The organism is Pseudomonas sp. St29 (assembly GCF_001547915.1).
Classification (GTDB): Bacteria; Pseudomonadota; Gammaproteobacteria; order Pseudomonadales; family Pseudomonadaceae; genus Aquipseudomonas.
This window is the reverse complement of record NZ_AP014628.1, coordinates 2,978,131-2,994,772: the sequence shown is the minus strand read 5'-3', so window position 1 is coordinate 2,994,772 and position 16,642 is coordinate 2,978,131. Positions and strand designations below refer to the sequence as shown.

The 16,642-nt window shown below is 65.7% G+C and carries 13 protein-coding genes and 1 pseudogene; 8 read left to right on the top strand and 6 right to left on the bottom strand.

The genetic code is table 11. From position 1 onward, the window contains the following. The first annotated feature begins 54 nt into the window (after positions 1 to 54). The 3 genes from PST29_RS13605 to PST29_RS13595 all read left to right on the top strand — a co-directional run bounded on the left by PST29_RS13605 (position 55) and on the right by PST29_RS13595 (position 3,957). Positions 55 to 2,289, top strand: a complete 2,235-nt coding sequence (locus PST29_RS13605) for a TonB-dependent siderophore receptor (RefSeq protein WP_442966411.1) — start codon at positions 55 to 57, stop codon at positions 2,287 to 2,289. A 20-nt stretch (positions 2,290 to 2,309) separates the two neighbouring features. Then, positions 2,310 to 3,224 carry an alpha/beta hydrolase gene (locus PST29_RS13600; protein WP_060843371.1) on the top strand — a complete coding sequence of 305 codons (915 nt, stop codon included), beginning with the start codon at positions 2,310 to 2,312 and terminating at the stop codon, positions 3,222 to 3,224. Between the two features lie 115 nt (positions 3,225 to 3,339). Beyond that, positions 3,340 to 3,957, top strand: coding sequence for a DNA-3-methyladenine glycosylase family protein (locus PST29_RS13595; RefSeq protein WP_060843370.1), 618 nt, complete (start codon positions 3,340 to 3,342; stop codon positions 3,955 to 3,957). Between the two features lie 258 nt (positions 3,958 to 4,215). Here the strand turns inward: PST29_RS13595 and PST29_RS32765 are convergent. After that, positions 4,216 to 4,455 (bottom strand): annotated as a pseudogene (locus tag PST29_RS32765) (TRAP transporter large permease subunit); the annotation flags it as partial. 70 nt (positions 4,456 to 4,525) lie between these two features. Here PST29_RS32765 and PST29_RS13585 point away from each other — a divergent pair. From PST29_RS13585 to PST29_RS13570, 4 genes are all read left to right on the top strand, one after another. Further along, positions 4,526 to 5,557: an AraC family transcriptional regulator gene (locus PST29_RS13585; RefSeq protein WP_060838950.1), complete on the top strand. Its 1,032-nt coding sequence runs from the start codon at positions 4,526 to 4,528 to the stop codon at positions 5,555 to 5,557. Positions 5,558 to 5,663: 106 nt separating this feature from the next. Then, positions 5,664 to 6,785 (top strand): polyamine ABC transporter substrate-binding protein, encoded by a 1,122-nt coding sequence (locus PST29_RS13580; RefSeq protein ID WP_060843368.1) that lies wholly within the window; start codon positions 5,664 to 5,666, stop codon positions 6,783 to 6,785. Positions 6,786 to 6,890: 105 nt separating this feature from the next. Further along, positions 6,891 to 8,348 carry an amidase gene (locus PST29_RS13575; RefSeq protein ID WP_060843367.1) on the top strand — a complete coding sequence of 486 codons (1,458 nt, stop codon included), beginning with the start codon at positions 6,891 to 6,893 and terminating at the stop codon, positions 8,346 to 8,348. Between the two features lie 53 nt (positions 8,349 to 8,401). Further along, positions 8,402 to 8,731, top strand: coding sequence for a hypothetical protein (locus PST29_RS13570; RefSeq protein WP_060843366.1), 330 nt, complete (start codon positions 8,402 to 8,404; stop codon positions 8,729 to 8,731). Between the two features lie 36 nt (positions 8,732 to 8,767). Here the strand turns inward: PST29_RS13570 and PST29_RS13565 are convergent, their stop codons facing one another. Beyond that, positions 8,768 to 9,199, bottom strand: a complete 432-nt coding sequence (locus tag PST29_RS13565; protein ID WP_060838946.1) for an HD domain-containing protein — start codon at positions 9,197 to 9,199, stop codon at positions 8,768 to 8,770. A gap of 273 nt (positions 9,200 to 9,472) precedes the next feature. Between PST29_RS13565 and PST29_RS13560 the strand changes: the two genes are divergently transcribed. Next, positions 9,473 to 10,039 carry a GNAT family N-acetyltransferase gene (locus PST29_RS13560; RefSeq protein WP_060838945.1) on the top strand — a complete coding sequence of 189 codons (567 nt, stop codon included), beginning with the start codon at positions 9,473 to 9,475 and terminating at the stop codon, positions 10,037 to 10,039. Positions 10,040 to 10,166: 127 nt separating this feature from the next. On the opposite strand, the gene PST29_RS13555 is transcribed toward PST29_RS13560, so the two are convergent. Genes PST29_RS13555 through PST29_RS13540 form a run of 4 tightly spaced genes read right to left on the bottom strand, consistent with a single transcriptional unit; the run spans position 10,167 to position 16,539 of the window. Next, positions 10,167 to 13,175, bottom strand: a complete 3,009-nt coding sequence (locus PST29_RS13555; RefSeq protein ID WP_060843365.1) for a bpX6 domain-containing protein — start codon at positions 13,173 to 13,175, stop codon at positions 10,167 to 10,169. Beyond that, positions 13,168 to 15,012 (bottom strand): hypothetical protein, encoded by a 1,845-nt coding sequence (locus tag PST29_RS13550; RefSeq protein WP_148659631.1) that lies wholly within the window; start codon positions 15,010 to 15,012, stop codon positions 13,168 to 13,170. The genes PST29_RS13555 and PST29_RS13550 overlap by 8 nt, the downstream gene beginning before the upstream one ends. Next, entirely contained in the window at positions 14,987 to 15,424 is a 438-nt protein-coding gene (locus tag PST29_RS13545; RefSeq protein ID WP_060843363.1) for a bpX5 domain-containing protein, read from the bottom strand. Before PST29_RS13545 ends, PST29_RS13550 begins: the two co-directional genes overlap by 26 nt. Next, positions 15,421 to 16,539: an AAA family ATPase gene (locus PST29_RS13540; RefSeq protein ID WP_060843362.1), complete on the bottom strand. Its 1,119-nt coding sequence runs from the start codon at positions 16,537 to 16,539 to the stop codon at positions 15,421 to 15,423. Before PST29_RS13540 ends, PST29_RS13545 begins: the two co-directional genes overlap by 4 nt. Positions 16,540 to 16,642 lie beyond the last annotated feature (103 nt).

Genomic DNA, 16,642 nt, shown 5'->3' with positions numbered 1-16,642 from the left:
ATTATCATTCGTGATCTTCTGTTTCTGCCTCTGCCCCGGAGATCACCGATGTCCATGCCTTCGCTGCGTCCTTTCGCCCCTTTCCTGCTGTCCGGCTGCTGCCTGCTCAGCCATGCCGTGCAGACCGCCAATGCAGGCGCTACCCAGCCGGTCCTGGAGCTGGAACCGCAGAATGTCATCGCCACCGCCAAGGAAGAAACCAAGCAGGCTCCCGGGGTCTCGGTGATCACCGCCGAGGACATCCAGAAACGTCCGCCGGCCAACGACCTGTCGCAGATCATCCGCACCATGCCCGGGGTCAACCTCACCGGTAACTCCACCAGCGGCCAGCGCGGCAACAACCGGCAGATCGACATCCGTGGCATGGGCCCGGAAAACACCCTGATCCTGGTGGACGGCAAGCCGGTGGGCAGCCGCAACTCGGTGCGCTACGGCTGGCGTGGCGAGCGCGACAGCCGCGGCGACACCAACTGGGTGCCGGCCGATCAGGTGGAACGCATCGAAGTGATCCGTGGCCCGGCGGCGGCCCGCTACGGCAACGGCGCCGCCGGCGGGGTGATCAACATCATCACCAAGCAGGCCGGCACCCAGCCCCACGGCAACGTCACGCTCTACAGCTCGTTCCCGACCCACAAGGACGAAGGCGCGACCCAGCGCGCCAGCTTCGGCCTCAACGGCCCGCTGACCGACACCTTGAGCTATCGGCTCTACGGCAATGTGGCCAAGACCGATGCCGACGACGCCGACATCAACGCCGGCCATGAATCCCTGCGCACCGGCAACCAGGTCGGCACCCTGCCCGCCGGCCGCGAAGGCGTGCGCAACAAGGACCTCAACGGCCTCTTGAGCTGGCAACTGACCCCGGACCAGAGCCTGGACTTCGAAGCCGGCTTCAGCCGCCAGGGCAACCTCTACACCGGCGATACCCAGAACACCAACAGCAACAGCACGGTGAAAAACCTGCTGGGCCACGAGACCAACCGCAGCTACCGCCAGACTTATGCCCTGACCCATCGCGGCGAATGGGACTTCGGCAGCTCCATGGCCTACCTGCAATACGAGAAGACCCGCAACACGCGGATCAACGAAGGCCTGGCCGGCGGCACCGAAGGCATCTTCAGCAACAGCGAGTTCTACACCGCGGTGCTGCGCGACCTGACCGCCCACGGCGAAGTCAACCTGCCGCTGCACACAGGCTTCGAGCAGACCCTGACCCTGGGCAGCGAATGGTCGCAGCAAAAACTCGACGACCCCAGCGCCAACACCCAGAGCACCAGCGAAGGCGGCGCGGTCAGCGGCCTGAGCAGCAGCAACCGCAGTACCCAATCCAGCGCGCAGATCTTCTCGCTGTTCGCCGAGGACAACATCGAACTGCGCCCGGGGACCATGCTCACCCCGGGCCTGCGTTTCGACCATCACAGCATCGTCGGCGACAACTGGAGCCCATCGCTCAACCTGTCCCACGCCCTGAGCGACACCCTGACCCTCAAGGCCGGCATCGCCCGGGCCTACAAGGCGCCGAACCTGTACCAGCTCAACGCCGACTACCTGCTCTACAGCCGCGGCCAGGGCTGCTACGGCCAGAGCACCAGTTGCTACCTGCAGGGCAACGACAAGCTCAAGGCGGAAACCAGCGTCAACAAGGAACTGGGCCTGGAGTACAAGGCCGACGGCTGGGTCGCCGGCCTGACCTACTTTCGCAACGACTACAAGAACAAGGTCGAATCCGGCCTGGCGCCAGTGAGCCGGGCCAGCGGCGGCAGCGGCGCCTACCGCAACGCAGCGATCTACCAGTGGGAAAACGTGCCCAAGGCCCTGGTGGAAGGCCTGGAAGGCACCCTGACCATTCCCCTGGCCAGCCAACTGACCTGGAACAACAACTTCACCTACATGCTGCAATCGAAGAACAAGCAGACCGGCGACTACCTCTCGGTGACCCCGCGCTACACCCTCAACTCGATGCTCGACTGGCAGGCCACCCAGGACCTGTCGCTGCAGGCCAGCGTGGCCTGGTACGGCCAGCAGACGCCGAAGAAGTACGACTACCACGGCGACCGGGTCACCGGCAGCGCCACCCAGCAACTGGCGCCCTACGCCATTGCCGGGGTCAGCGGCACCTACGCCCTGACCCGCCACCTGAGCGTCACCGCCGGGGTCGACAACCTGTTCGACAAGCGCCTGTTCCGTGAAGGCAATGCCCAGGGCGTGAACAACATCGCCGGGGCCGGCGCCGCCACCTACAACGAACCCGGGCGCACCCTGTACACCAGCCTGAGCGCATCGTTCTGAACCAATAACGAGAAAGCCTGATGAGCACTTTTTTTCTGCCCCTGGCCCTGGCCCTAACCCTGGCCTGGGGCCTTGCGGGAGCGGCGCTGGCCGCCCCCGCCCCGGACCAGCCCATGGACCGCAGCCTGCTACAGCGCCAGGACCTGCCCTATCGCTTTAGCAGCCTGCAACTGGATTCCGCCGACGGCCAGCGCCACTACCAGCTGTGGATCGGCCAGCCGTTGCAGGCGCCGCCGCCCCAGGGTTACCCGGTGCTGTGGATGCTCGATGGCAATGCCGCCATCGGCGCTCTGGACCCCGAGCAGCTCAAACGCCTGGACCGGGGCCCGGCGCCGCTGCTGGTGGCGGTGGGTTACCAGACCCCGCTGCGCATCGAGCGCAACGCCCGCACCTACGATTACACCCCGCAGCAGCCGGGCCTGGCGCAGCAGCAAGACCCGCTGACCGGGCAGCCTAGCGGCGGCGCCGAGGCCTTCCTGCAGGTGTTGCGCGAGCGCATGCGCCCGGCCGTGGCGGCGAAGGCACCGATCGATCCGGCGCAGCAGACCCTGTGGGGCCATTCCTATGGCGGCTTGCTGGTGTTGCAGGCGCTGTTCGCCCGGCCCCAGGAGTTTCGTCACTACGCCGCCGCGAGTCCTTCGCTGTGGTGGGGCGACGGCCTGATCCTGACTCAGGCCCAGGGCCTGGCCGGGCGCCTTCACGGCCAGCGTGCACAACTGTTACTGATGCGTGGCGGCGCCGAGCCGGGCAACCCGCGTCAGCCAGCGGGGCCCGAGGCCGACCAGCGCGCCCGCCAGTTGCAGGCGCAACTGGCCCAGGTGCCGGGATTGACCCTGGACTACCACAGCTTCGAAAAACTCGGCCATGGCGAAACCCTGGCGGCGTCGCTGCACTACGTGCTGCAGCGGCTCTATCTGCCGACGACCAAGGACTGAAAACCCTGCGCCCGGGTGCAAGGCCCGGGCGCCGAGTTCCAGCGCAAGAGACGGGGTGCAAGCCTTGGGACGGCGGGCTAATCTGCCGCTCGCCCCCCCTTGCCCCGGATCGCCAATGCCCACCTGCCCCGCCACTCGTTTTCTTGCCGCACTGGATGCCGACTGGGCCGCACTGATCGCCGTCGTCGGTCCCTGCCTGCACCAGCCCCGCCCGGAGCGCGAGCCTTATCAGGCGCTGGTGCGCGCGGTGGCCTACCAGCAACTGCATGCCCGCGCCGGCGACGCGATACTCGGCCGCCTGCGCGCTTTGTTTCCCGGGCAGGCCTTCCCCACGCCCCGGCAACTGGCCGATGCCAGCCTGGAGAGCCTGCGCGGCTGCGGCTTCTCCGCACGCAAGGTGGCGACCCTGCACGGCATCGCCCAGGCCACCCTCGACGGCCGCGTCCCCGATGCCGCCAGCGCCCGCGGCCTGGACGATGAACAGCTGATAGAGCGCCTGACCCAACTGCCTGGCATTGGCCGCTGGACCGTGGAGATGCTGTTGATCTACAGCCTTGAGCGCGAGGACATCTTGCCGGTGGACGACTTTGGCGTGCGCGAAGGCTACCGCCGCCTCAAGGGCCTGGAGCAACCGCCCAGCCCCCGCCAGCTGCGCCAGATCGGCCAGGCCTGGAGCCCCTGGCGCACCACCGCCGCCTGGTACCTGTGGCGCGTGCCGCCCCGCCAACCCTAACCCTGTAGCCGCTGCCGCAGGCTGCGAAAAGCCCCGAAGGGGCTTCAGGGGCCTCAAGAACGGCGCCTGCTTCGCAGTCGTTCGCAGCCTGCGGCAGCGGCTACAGATAGCCAGTGCAGCCAGTGCCTTGTTTACCTGCCTAGCCAGTTGGGCAAGGCCAGGGAGAATCAGGGGGACGTAAGTCACCAGGATCAGAAACAGCAGCACCTTGGCGCGGTGGCGCAGCCTCATGTCGCGGTACACGAACAGCGCGACTCAGGCCGAGTACACCAGCATGACGATCGACGGCGGAATCAGGATGCCCCGGGGGCCGGCGTTGCAGATGATCTCGGCGCCGAATGCCTTGGGGTAGCCTGAGCGCACCCTGCCCGCCACGACAATCGAGCCCACCGTCGCCACCGTGGCCGGCGACGAACCGGACAACGCAGCGCACAGCATGCAGGCCAGCACCGCGGCAATCGCCAGGCCGCCACGGATGTACCCGACGCCAGCGCCGGCGAGGGGGCAATTGAACCGCAGGCGCGGAACCCCTAAAGTCACGCCCCTCGATATCAATCCGAGGTCAACGATGACCGCACTGCGCCTGACGACCCTGCACACCACCCAAGCGGTGCTGGACGCCTTCCGCGGCAGCGAGGTGTCCGCCGAGGTGCTGCTGGAAGGCAGCGGCATCCAGTTGGCGGACCTGGAGCTGCCCAACAGCCTGATCAACATCAGCCAGGAAATGCGCGTGTTCAGCAACGCCGTGGCCTTTCGCCAGGACCTGGGGCTGGTGCTGGGACGCAACCTGCACATCAGTGCCTACGGCATGTTCGGCCTGACCCTGCTGACCAGCGCCACCCTGCGCGAGGGCTGGTCCCTGGCGCTGCGCTACCCCTTGCTGCTGGGCACCTTCTTCCACCTCGACCTGCAGATCCGCGACGGCCTGGCCTGGCTCACCGCCGACCAGTACAGCGAAACCGAGCTTGAGGTGTTCAACACCGACTTCTGCATGTCGTCCTACCGGGTTACCTGCCAGGACCTGCTGGGCTGCAAGCTGCCGCTGCGCGAGGTGCACCTCAAGCACCCGCCGCAACCCTATCTGGACAGCTACGAGCAGGCGTTCAATTGCCCGGTGCAGTTCAATGCCGGACACAACGCCATCGGTTTCGACCTGGAATGGCTGGACCGGCGCCTGCCCCTGGCGGACCTGGTGACCCAGAACGACATGCTGCAACGCTGCATCCGCCTCAACGAAGAGCTCAGCGCGCGGCCGACCTGGATCGATCAGGTGCGGCGCATCCTCAATGAACAGCTGCACGCGGTGCCGGACTTCGACAGCCTGGCGCGCCAGGTGCATTGCTCCCCGAGCACCCTGCGCCGGCGCCTGCGGGCCCAGGACACCAGCTATCAGCAGTTGCTCGATGAGCTGCGCTATGCCCGGGCGCAACAGTTGCTGGGCCAGCACAGCCTGCCCATCTACCGCATCGCCGAAGCCCTGGGCTTCAAGGAGACGGCCAGTTTCCGCCATGCCTTCCAGCGCTGGAGCGGCGTCGCGCCCGGACGCTTCCGGCAACTGGCCGGCCAGCTCGGTCCGCTCTCGGACCAGGCGCAAGATTGACGCTAAATATCCCCTATTGACCGTTGCCAACATTCTCTCAGGGGCCCATCCGGCCAAGAATGACTCCCCCGGAAGGTCCCGCTTATTTCAGACATGGAGTTGTCAGATGAAATTGCTGCATACCGCCCTCACCCGCCTGGCCCTGAGCTGCTCCCTGAGCGCCCTGGCCCTGAGCGCCAGCTTCAGCGCCCACGCCGCCCCCGAGCGCACGGTGAACATCTTCAACTGGTCGGAGTACATCGCTCCCAACACCATCAAGGATTTCCAGGCCAGCACCGGGATCAAGGTCAAGTACGACATCTTCGAAAGCAACGAAGTGCTGGAAGCCAAGCTGCTGACCGGCAACAGCGGCTATGACGTGGTGGTGCCTTCCAGCGGTTTCGTCAGCAAGCAGATCGCCGCGGGGGCGTTCCAGCCCCTGGACCGCGCGCAACTGCCGAACTGGAAGAACCTCGACCCGGCGGTGATGAAGCTGCTGGCCCAGAGCGATCCGGGCAACCGCTACGTGATTCCCTACATGTGGGGCACCAACCTGATCGGCTACAACCGCGACAAGGTCCAGGAACTGCTGGGCAGCGAGGCGCCAGTCAACAGTTGGGACCTGGTGTTCAAGGAAGAGAACCTGAAGAAGCTCAGCCAGTGCGGCGTGACCTTCCTCGACTCGCCAGCCGAAATGCTGCCTCTGGCCCTGCACTACCTGGGCCTGGACCCCAACAGCCAGAATCCCGAGGACTACCGCAAGGCCGAGGCCCTGCTGCTCAAGCTGCGTCCTTACGTGCGCTACTTCCACAGCGCCAAGTGGATGGGCGACATCGCCAACGGCAACATCTGCGTGGCCGTGGGCTACTCCGGCGGCTTCCTGCAGGCGGCCAACCGCTCCAACGAGGCCAAGAACGGCGTGCACATCGAAATGCGCATTCCCAAGGAAGGCACCCTGGTGTGGTTCGACACCGTGGCCATTCCCGCCGGCGCCAAGCACGTGGACACCGCCCACGCGGTCCTCAATTACCTGATGGAGCCCAAGGTCATCGCCTCCATCAGCAACTATGTCGGCTACCCCAATGGCATCACCGACTCCAAACCCTTCATCCAGCAGTCGCTGCTGGACAACCCGGACCTGTTCCCCAGCGCCGCGACCATGACCCGCCTGTTCCCCCTGGCACCGCTGCCGGCCAAGGCCGAACGCGTCCGCACCCGCACCTGGGTCAAGGTCACCAGTGGCCGCTGAGTCACTCACCGCGAAGGCTTGCCGGAGCGCCGCCCAGCGCGTTCCGGCAGCCCTTCCATGCCGTGGCGCAGCCTGCGCCCGGCGTGCCTGAACCCAGAGTCGAATATGTCGTTACCCAATTCCCGTCACGTGGCCCTGCACCAGCTGTCGATCGAGGCGCTGCTGCAAGGCTTCGCCAGCTTGCAGTTCACCCCGGTGGACCTGCTGCAGGCCGTCCTGGCACAGATCGAGCGCCACGAGCCGCAGCTCAACGCCCTGTGTGAACGCCAGGATCAGGCCGCGCTGCTGGCCGCCCAGGCGTCCACCGCGCGCTGGGCCGCCGGGCAGCCGCTGGGCCGGCTCGACGGCATTCCGATTCTGGTCAAGGACAACCACGACATTCGCGGCTGGCGCACCCGCAACGGCTCCAGAGCCCTGGCCGAGCGTGCGGCGCTGCCCCACGACTCATCCCTGGTGGCGCGCCTGCGCGAGGCCGGGGCGATCTTCATCGCCAAGACCACCCTGCCCGAGCTGGGCAGCACGCCGCTGACCGACAGCCCCCTGACCGGGGTCACCCGCAACCCGTGGAACCTGGCCCTGCATGCCGGTGGCAGCAGTGGCGGCAGCACCGCGGGGGTCGCCGCCGGTTATGCCCCGGCGGCCACCGGCAACGATGCCGCCGGATCGATCCGCACCCCGTCGAGCTTCTGCGGGGTCATAGGTTTCAAGCCCAGCCACGGGCTGGTGTCCGCCTGCCCGAGCATCGACCCCGGCGGCATGCCGGCCGAAGGGCCGATTGCCCGCCACGTGCGCGACATCGCCTTGCTGATGGAACTCATGAGCCAGCATGAACCCGGCGAACCCTTTGCCTGGTCCCATGGCCCGACGGATTTTCTCGCTGCCATCGAGGACGGTGTCAGCGGCCTGCGCATCGCCTTCAGCGCCGACCTGGGCTACGCCGCCCATGTCGACCCGCAGATCGCCGCGGCCTGCCTGAGCGCCGCCCAGCTGCTGCAACAGGCCGGCGCGACCCTGGTCCTGGCCTCGCCGGACATCGGCAACCCGGCGCCGAACTACCTGCGGGCCTGGCCGGTGGAAGTGGCCTGCGCGGTGACCCAGGAAATACCCGGTGAAAACCGCCACCTGGTCGGCGACTTTCTGCAGCAGGCTCAGGTCCGGGCACGCCAGCTCAACGCCCTGGACTACGCCTGCGCGGTGCAGGAACGGCATCAGGTGGCCCAGCGACTGCACGGGTTTCTCGGTGAATACGACCTGCTGCTGACCCCCACCGCGGTGGTCGAGCCGTTCGCCGTGGAGCGCCAGATGCCGCCGGATTGGCCGGAACACGTCAGCGCCATGTGGCAGCCGACCACCTTTCCCTTCAATTTCAGCCGCCAGCCGGCGCTGAGCATGCCCTGCGGCCTGAGCGCCGCCGGCCTGCCCATAGGCCTGCAGATCGTCGCCCGCTTCGGCCGCGACGCTCTGGTCCTGCGGGCCGCCCGGGCCCTGGAAAAACTGCTGCCTGCGGGAGTGTTCAGCCACCCCGCCGGGCTGCTCGACGCCCCCGGGCGCGAATTGCACTGAACAACCCGCTGACGCAGCAACAGCGCGTCGCTTTACGGACAAGGAGGTGGACCATGGACTCTTCAAGCAGTTGGTATCAAGACACCCAATTCGACCATGACATTTACGTGATGATCATCCGCGAGCCCAGCTCACCGAGCCTGTATGCCCACCAGTCCGGCCCCAGCTTCAGCTACGTGGGACGCCTCACCGGCCATGGCCAGCACCCGTGCTTTTCCGTGCACTTTGCCTGCCCGCCCTACGGCAACGACTACACCAGCACCGAAGCCGCGCTGCAGGCCGGCCTGGCCCATGGCCGCGCACTGATCGAACACTGGCGCACCCGGGGCAGCAAACCGCCGGCGCGCAACGCCGAAGTGGCCCTCTCCAGCTACAACAGTTGAATGCCTTGCAGGCCCCCGGCTGAGGGGCCGGGCCTGTCAGTCCGCCGCCAGTGAGTTCAGGTAGTGCATGGCCTGGCGGTACTTTTCCAGGCGCCGGAGGTCTTCGGCGCCCGGTTCGGGAATTCGCGACAGGTCGCTGTTATCCGCCAGGTCCGCAAGCTTGACCCGGCGAGCCAGGGGATTGGCCGCCGCGCGCCGGATGAAGGCCGGGTAATCCTCCCCCTCGACCTTGGTCAAGGCCGACAGCGCCGCCAGCACCGCCGCGGAAAAACCTTCGCCGCGCAGTTGCTCCAGGGTCACCGCGCTGTCCTCCAGCACATCGTGCAGCACCGCGACAATGCGCTCCTCGGGCCGCTGCAGACCCAGCATGACCCGCAGCGGATGCAGGATGTAGGGCGCACCGCCCTTGTCGACCTGCCCGGCATGGGCCTGGGCGGCGATGGCGATCGCCCGCTCCAGGCTGCTCATGAGCCGGTACCGCGGCAGGAAGAATGCACAAAGACCTGGGGCATGGCGGACCTCGAACGAAAAAATCGACCGCGCCATGATACCCCCCGGGCCGCGTACCAGGGCGAGCCCGCTCGGGTATCCGCGCAACCGGCCATTGATGCCGGGCCATGACCGATGATCGCCGGCCACCGCGCGACTGCAGCAGACATTGATGTCGATCAAGCGCCCGGATCGGCGCCGGGTTAAAGCTTGGAGCAATTGCTTGTCCTTTGCCTTTCCGGAGACTTGATCATGTCCAGCACTGCTCTCGATATCCTCGCCCAACCGCCCTTTCCGGCCCAGCAAGGCCAATACTGGATCGACGCCCTGAGTGACGGCAGCCATGTGCTGATCCGCCCGCTGCGCCCCCAGGACCGGGATCGGGAAAAGGCCTTTATCGAAAACCTCTCCCCCGTCACCCGGCACCAGCGCTTTCTCGGTGAGGTCAAGGAAGTCGGCGATCAGTTGCTGGATCAGCTGATGGACGTCGGCACCCCGCAACGGGTGGCCTACGTGGCCCTGGTCCACGACAACGGCGAACTGCGGGAAATCGGCATCAGTCGCTATGCCCAGGTCGACGACCAGCCCTGGCGCTGCGAGTTCGCCGTGACCATTGCCGACCAATGGCAAGGCAAGGGCCTCGGCGCGCTGCTGATGCAGCACCTGATCGACGAAGCCCGCGCCAATGGCTTCCAGCAACTGTATTCGGTGGACAGCGCCGCCAACTACAGCATGCGCCGCCTGGCCAAACAGCTGGGCATGCGCAGCAGCATCGACCCTGACGATGCGACCCAGGTGATCCACAGCCTGGCCCTGTAACCGCCCACGCACCGCGCCTCGGCTTGAGGCGCGGTTGCAGCGGCCAACGCCCCAAGATGCCATGACTCGCGCATACCGCGCTCAGCCCATACGGAACTCGTTCCCCTCGCGGTATCAGACCCGATGTTCAATACAGGCTCAGGTTACGCAACAGGCCAGTATCGACATCAACGTGAGCCAGCCTGCCGCGCCGATCGAACAGCAACCAGTCGCCCCCCAGGCAACGCACACCGACTGCACAGGACTCAGGCCAGATCAGGCTCGCCGCCAACTGTGCCCGAGGACGGTGAATGAAGTGCCACATCTGCTCACCCGATGCAGTGAAGTAGCCGGCAACCAGCCATTGTTCACTGAGCTGTGCTCGCGGTGACTGGTAGAGGTCGTCCCCCAGGCCAGGCACGCGCCAGCCCTGTCGATTGTTTGCCAACTCCAGTATCAGCACCGGTTCGGCCGCTTCGGAGGCCTTTACCCAGACACTGAATACGGCACCGTCTTGGCTCAAGCGACGCTGGGGCGACGGACCATCAACGTCCTTTGCAACCGCCTGCAAGCGGTCGCGGGCACACAGGCGTCGTTCCGGCAGCCGGTAGTGCCAGCATTCACTCTCACCTGACTCGCTACCGATCCACCACCATTCATTCTGCGCATCAGCCTGCAGTTGCAAGACCTGGCCCGGCAAATCGCCGACGTGCCACAGGGTCCTGAAACCATGGTCCACATCCACCACCCGTACCTCCTGTTCCAGGCCAATGGTCCAGGCCACACCATCGAACTCACGGGCAAACTGCTGCAGCATCAGCGTTCCCAGGTCCCTGGCCTGACGCTGCACCAGATCCAGCTTGCTGACACGCCAGACCTTGTCACGCCGGGCCAGCACCAGCGCTACCTGCCGCCCATGTGCCAGGACAATCTGCCAGGCTGGCAGCGCAAAATTGAACAGCACCCGCCCTTGCGCATCGACCACCGCCGCACCGGCCTCCCCGAGCGCCAGCAGATAACGCCCGTCGTCCAGGGGCACGGCATCGAGGATCGGACGAGCGCCGGCATCGCCCGCACGCCACTCAAGCGGCTCATTGCGCTCGGCCAGGGCCACAGGCCGGTGGCGCGGCAACAGCCTGGCGGGCAGGTCCTGCTGCAACAGCTTGTTCTGGCTCAGCTTGACCAGAGACAACAGCTGGGCCGTCTGCATCTGCCCCACGCCTTGAGCGGCGTCGGCCAGCAGCGCGTGCACCAGGGCGTTTGCCAGCCAGGCCAGCGGCTTGCTCTGCGACTTGTGCTGCAACAACGCCTCGGCCAGCGCAGCACGTTCGGTGCTGCGCTGCGGCTCGTCACGCAGTTGCATCAGATAGTCGGCATAGGCATCCAGGGTGTCCGGCAGCAGGATGGCACGCTTGACCAGGGCTGCCGCCGCCAGTCGTCCTCCAGCGGCCTCGGCGGCGAGCAGCCATTGAGCCGCCCGCTCACGCTCGGCTGGCAGGCTCCAGATCACATCCACCGCCTGCAGCCACAAACCTTGACGCGTCAGGTGATATGCCCATTCCAGGCGCAACTGCTCGGCCTGCTCTGGCCAGCGCTCTTGCAGCAGCACCACCGCATCGGCGAACGCGTCGTCACGCCGCGCGACATGCAGGGCTTGCTGCCAATCCCCGGCCAGGCACAGCAAGCGGACGATCACCGACGCCGGAGAGTCCCAGGCCAGGGCCAGACCGGCCGCCTGTTCGAAGCGCCCATGACGCTCCAGGTAGTCCAGGGCTTCCTGATGGGCGTTGAGCAGTTCGGCGAGGACAAACACGGCCTCCTCGATACGCCCCTCACGGTCCAGCCGGTTGAAGCTCTGGCGATAGACCTGGCGCAGGTGCTCGCGAATCTCATCGTTGAGCATCAGGTTGCGCGATACCGATTCCCCGCGGTTCAGGTCAAGGTCCTTGCGTGGTTGCGGGGTAGCAAAAGAAGGATCGCTCGGCATGCCGTCCTTCATCAGCGGAATCGCGTGGCGCAGGGCCTCGTCTAACTGGCCACGCTCGAACATGTCGAGCATGCGCTGCAGATAGGCCGCCTGGCGCCGACCATACAGGTCTTGCCAGACCACTCCCTGAACCAGACGCTGCAGCCACTTGCGCCAGACTGACGGCTTGAAGCGCCGTGCCTGGGCCCGGGGCTTGATCGCTGGCGCCTGCTGCCAGGCCGACTCCGCCGCCCAGGCCCCGCCCTCGGCACTGTTACCCGGCGTCCCCCCCTGGTCCTGGACAAGGCCTTGAGCAGCACGCTTGGTCGCCGAGTGCTGGGAGCCCTTGCCGCTCACGCCGGGCTGAACCCGCAACTGGCGGCCCAGCCATGCCAGAAACAGAGTAAACAGCACGGCACTGAGCAGTATCGATGCAATCCACAGCAGCAGATCCTCGGGCCCGGCTTGCGCGTCGATCTGCCGGGGCTTGAGCAGGCTGTGGCCCAGGTTGAAGAACAGCATCAGGCCCAACAACGCCAGGCCGCCATGCAGCAGCCAGCGCTGCTTGCCAGGCGCCGACATGGCTTGGACTGCCTGCCCCATGGAGAACTTGCGCGCCTTGCCGGTCGTCGATTGACGCGACTGCCGCTCGGCCAAAGCCCGCATGACCACCTCACGCTCCGGGTCCGGCGCGGCCACACAGTGACCCAGGATCTGACGGATGTCGCTCTGTAGCGGCTCTGGCTCAGGGAGCTGGGACGGTAGGCTCATCTGGCAGTCGAAGGTATCGAATAACGGGTAGTCGCCGAGCTCCAGCCAGCTTCCAGGCGCCAGCAAACGGGAAGATGCCAATTGCAGGGCCTGTACCTGACCACCACGGACCAACCAGAGATCGGCCTGTGGCAAGGCCTGACGCTCTTGCGGGTCCAGCGCTGCCGAGCACAAGACCGGCCCGAGACGTATCAACGGCCACCCCTCAAGCTGCTCACACACCCGCCACTGAGGCTGGGCGAACGACAATAGGTCACCGTCGGCAAAACGCCGGGCGCTGGCGCCGGGTTGCCATTGCTCAAGGATCATTCGCTGGCGCTGCGCTTCACTGAAGCGCTCATGGGCAAACCACAGAGCCGCCACCGGCTGCCTGCCCTGCAACAACGGACGACGGATCACCCAGGCGGTCGACTCAGGCATGGGATAGCTCCTCGCTGGGTTTCAGGTTGCAGTGGATCTGCAGGCGCATCCGCTCCTGCGCCAGGGAATAGACCAGCAGCTCGCGCGTTCCGGTGAGCACTGCAATCAATCCGCTGATGGAGCAGAAGCTGCTCTTGACGACTTCATCGCTGCAACTGAACAAGACCCGCTGCTCGCCCGAGTGATAAAGCGCAACGGTGCGTCTATCGGGTCCCAGTAAAACCAGTGAGTTGCCCTCGCGCACGGGGTCATGCCACAGGCCGAAGCCACGCCACCTCGGTGCCAGGCGCAGTTCCTGACTGCCGCTGCGCGTCAGCAGTTGCCAGCGCTCGCCCGCGGCACCTGGTGTCAGCAAAGCGCAGGCACCGAAGTCCTTTTGCCAATGCCCTCCGGCCGCCACCAGTATCTGTGTAACCCCGGCGGCGGCCCCTAGACGGTAGGTCTGGCGAATTTCGCCTCCTGCACAAGCGGTGCGTGCCAGTAATTGCCCGGCCTCTTCACGCACATACACCAAGGTCTGGGAATCGACCTTGGACAGGCCCAGAACATGGTCTGCCAGCAGCAGACAAGTGCCGGGGGGCTCATCGGGGGAGGCATGACGCAGCACTGACCATCTGGCCAGCCGCCCCTTACTGTCGAGAACAAAATAGCGCCCATGATTCTCATCGTGCAGCCAGGCGCAGGCCAGCAGCGTCGCGGTGCCCGACGGCAGCTTGAGCACATCTGGACTGGGACGCAAGACATCTGGCAGGCCGCCTACGTTCCAGAACGACAGGCGATCGTCATAGCTGAGCAACGCCCCCGGCTTGCGCCTCACGAAGCTCATGGCCAAGGGCCGGCAGCTGGATTTCCAGAGCTGCTGGTGAATCGTCGCAGGCCTCTTGTGCGCCGCACTCGGCAACCTGAGGATCAGGCATCCGGGCTGGTCCAGCAGCACCATGGCAATGTGGGTTCCGGCATCGGAAATGACCGGCGCCAGCGTCAGCAGCACCCGTGGAGCAGCAATCGCAGAGCGCCCTTCTACAGCCGCAGGCGTCTGGAACTCGCCCTTGAGCAAGCGCAGGCCGGCATTGACCGGGGGAATTGGCAAGCACGTCCTGGCCCGCCTGGCGCCGCTGATCTCGACCTCCAGGGAGCCACCGTCGAGGCTTTGCTGCACCTGCACCTGATAGCGACCGGCCAGGCCCATGTCGTCGATCGGCAGCCGCTGCCCGATCACCCAGCATTCAGCCCAAGGTTCGGACTGCGCGCTCAGCCATTCACTCCAGCGCTGCCCATGCTCCGGCTCCACGCACTGGAAGGTCCGTTGCCCCAGCAGGTGCCGTAACTGCACCGCCGTCTCCAGTTTGTGCAGCTGGTTGTCGGCATCCTGCAGGACGCCCCAGCGAAACTCCGCGCCTGCCGCACGCGCACGCTGCGCCAGGATGATCATCAGCGCCAGGTGAACCAGCCTTGGCGCGCCCAGCTGCAAGGGCCCGGCATCAAACAGCGCAATCAGCGTGCCGCTGGCCTGGTGGGTCCGGTATTGAGGCGCAACGAACAGATGCTCCGCGCTAACAGCACGCCGCAGAAATTCCTCCGGCAGCTCCTCGGCCAGCAGCCATTCGCTGGCAAGCAAACGCTCATAGGAGCCTCGTTGGTGCAGATCGCCCAGGCCATCGGGCTCCGGATCACCGCCCTGCAGTCGCCCGCTGAGCGGCCCCAGCAGCGGATGCAGGCGCCGCAGACAATCGCCCAGCACGGTTTGCAACTCGAGATCGAGCCAATGCAGCCAATCGCTCCAGGGTTGAAGGCTTTGCGGTAACTGCATATCAGCTCTGCGCCCAGTAGTCGGCAATACGTGCCAAATGCTCCTCGGTGACCGGCAATTGCCGATCCAGAGGAATCACTGCGGCGGGCTCTGGCCACAACAACAAGAGGGAACGCGCCTCTTTGTCGAGCAGTGCCTGCGCCAACAGGTCGATGGCGACCTCAGGTTCGTAACGGGTCGGCAGCCATAACGCGGGAGCCTGTTCATGACTGGCGGCATACTGGACGCCTTCGACCCAGGGCAAGTCGGATTCAGCTCCCAGCACCACCAGCACCCGAGCATTGGCGGTGGCCTGCAAACGCTCGGCCTGCGTGGCAGGCAACTGCTGCAAGCGCTGATGCAAACGCCGGGCAACCGCATCCCAGGCGACCGCCGCCCGCGGCGGCTGCGCCACCGCTCGTTCACGCCAGGCCCAAGTCAACGCCGGTACGCCACTCATGGCAGCACAGCCAGCAGGCCCACCAGTTGTGCCCGCACGATTTGCAGCGGCTCCGGGAGGTTCTGCGCGTCGAAGTTGGCGTCGATCTCGCGCAGCATGCTCTCTACGGAGGTGCCATCGAGCTCCGTTCGCTGCAACAGTTCCCGAGCGCTTTCCAGCAAGCGGTGGAGCCGGGACAGCGGTTGCAGGGTGGCCTCCTCGACCGCGCCGAACAGATGGCTGTTGCCTGACTTCGCCAGCAGCTCTCGCAACACCTCACGCCCCCGCTGTTGGCTGTCCTGGGTGGGCAGTGCATAAATCAGTGGCCAGAGATCCGCCTCCGTGGCCTGCACCCTGCCGCACAACAAGGTGGCCGCAGCGATCAGCCGCTGGGACTTGACGATGCGTCGATCGGAAAGGGTGATTCCCGCCTCGCGCAAGCACCTGATCGCATGGGCCAACACTGGCCGCACGCCCTCCAGATCGACATCCTTCAAAGCGCGATTGAGACCCTCGAGCTGACTCAAGTCGAGCATCTGCGCCACGGCCTGGCGCTCCACCTGCCAGCCACCGCTGAGCAGGGCTTCGAGTTGATTGTCCGGCACCGCATCGACAAACAGGTGCAGCAGGAATCGATCCCCGAATGCAGCCAGGGCCGGGTCTTCAGGCAAGGCGTTGGCGGCGCCGACACACACCCGCAAAGGGCATTGGATCTGAGTGTGGCCACGTCTGAAGCGACGCTCGTTGAGCACCCCGAGCAAGGTATTGAGGATGGCCGTGGAGCCTAGAAAGACCTCATCGAGAAAGACGATATCGGCTTCTGGAAGCATGCCGCTGACATCGGTTTCCACCGTTCCTTCGCGCAACTTCTTCAGATCGACCGTACCAAACAGCTCCGAAGGCTCGGTAAAACGCCCTAGCAGGTATTCGAAGTAGCGCCCGCCCATGGACTGCGCCACGCGACGCACCACCGCACTTTTTGCGGTACCCGGTGGCCCGATCACCAGCAAGTGCTCTTGAGCCACAGCCGCCAGGACAATCAGTTCAGCCAATTGCTCGCGACCGACCAGCCCCTGGGTAGCGACGCGAACCACACTACGAATCTGTGCAGCAGCACTTTGCAATGAGGTGGTCATCTTCGTCATCCCTGAATAAAAGCGTGGATTCTGCCTGAGTCCCTGACTCGAGCAAAGACTCGCCTCGGCAGCCTGGCACTTAACACTCTTTGACAGTTTCCCG

What these genes read in the sequence shown, in the direction of transcription:
- PST29_RS13605 (WP_442966411.1), top strand. Translation starts at nt 55, where the DNA reads ATGCCTTCGCTGCGTCCTTTCGCCCCTTTCCTGCTGTCCGGCTGCTGC.
- PST29_RS13600 (WP_060843371.1), top strand. Translation starts at nt 2,310, where the DNA reads ATGAGCACTTTTTTTCTGCCCCTGGCCCTGGCCCTAACCCTGGCCTGG.
- PST29_RS13595 (WP_060843370.1), top strand. Translation starts at nt 3,340, where the DNA reads ATGCCCACCTGCCCCGCCACTCGTTTTCTTGCCGCACTGGATGCCGAC.
- PST29_RS13585 (WP_060838950.1), top strand. Translation starts at nt 4,526, where the DNA reads ATGACCGCACTGCGCCTGACGACCCTGCACACCACCCAAGCGGTGCTG.
- PST29_RS13580 (WP_060843368.1), top strand. Translation starts at nt 5,664, where the DNA reads ATGAAATTGCTGCATACCGCCCTCACCCGCCTGGCCCTGAGCTGCTCC.
- PST29_RS13575 (WP_060843367.1), top strand. Translation starts at nt 6,891, where the DNA reads ATGTCGTTACCCAATTCCCGTCACGTGGCCCTGCACCAGCTGTCGATC.
- PST29_RS13570 (WP_060843366.1), top strand. Translation starts at nt 8,402, where the DNA reads ATGGACTCTTCAAGCAGTTGGTATCAAGACACCCAATTCGACCATGAC.
- PST29_RS13565 (WP_060838946.1), bottom strand. Translation starts at nt 9,199, where the DNA reads ATGAGCAGCCTGGAGCGGGCGATCGCCATCGCCGCCCAGGCCCATGCC.
- PST29_RS13560 (WP_060838945.1), top strand. Translation starts at nt 9,473, where the DNA reads ATGTCCAGCACTGCTCTCGATATCCTCGCCCAACCGCCCTTTCCGGCC.
- PST29_RS13555 (WP_060843365.1), bottom strand. Translation starts at nt 13,175, where the DNA reads ATGCCTGAGTCGACCGCCTGGGTGATCCGTCGTCCGTTGTTGCAGGGC.
- PST29_RS13545 (WP_060843363.1), bottom strand. Translation starts at nt 15,424, where the DNA reads ATGAGTGGCGTACCGGCGTTGACTTGGGCCTGGCGTGAACGAGCGGTG.
- PST29_RS13540 (WP_060843362.1), bottom strand. Translation starts at nt 16,539, where the DNA reads ATGACCACCTCATTGCAAAGTGCTGCTGCACAGATTCGTAGTGTGGTT.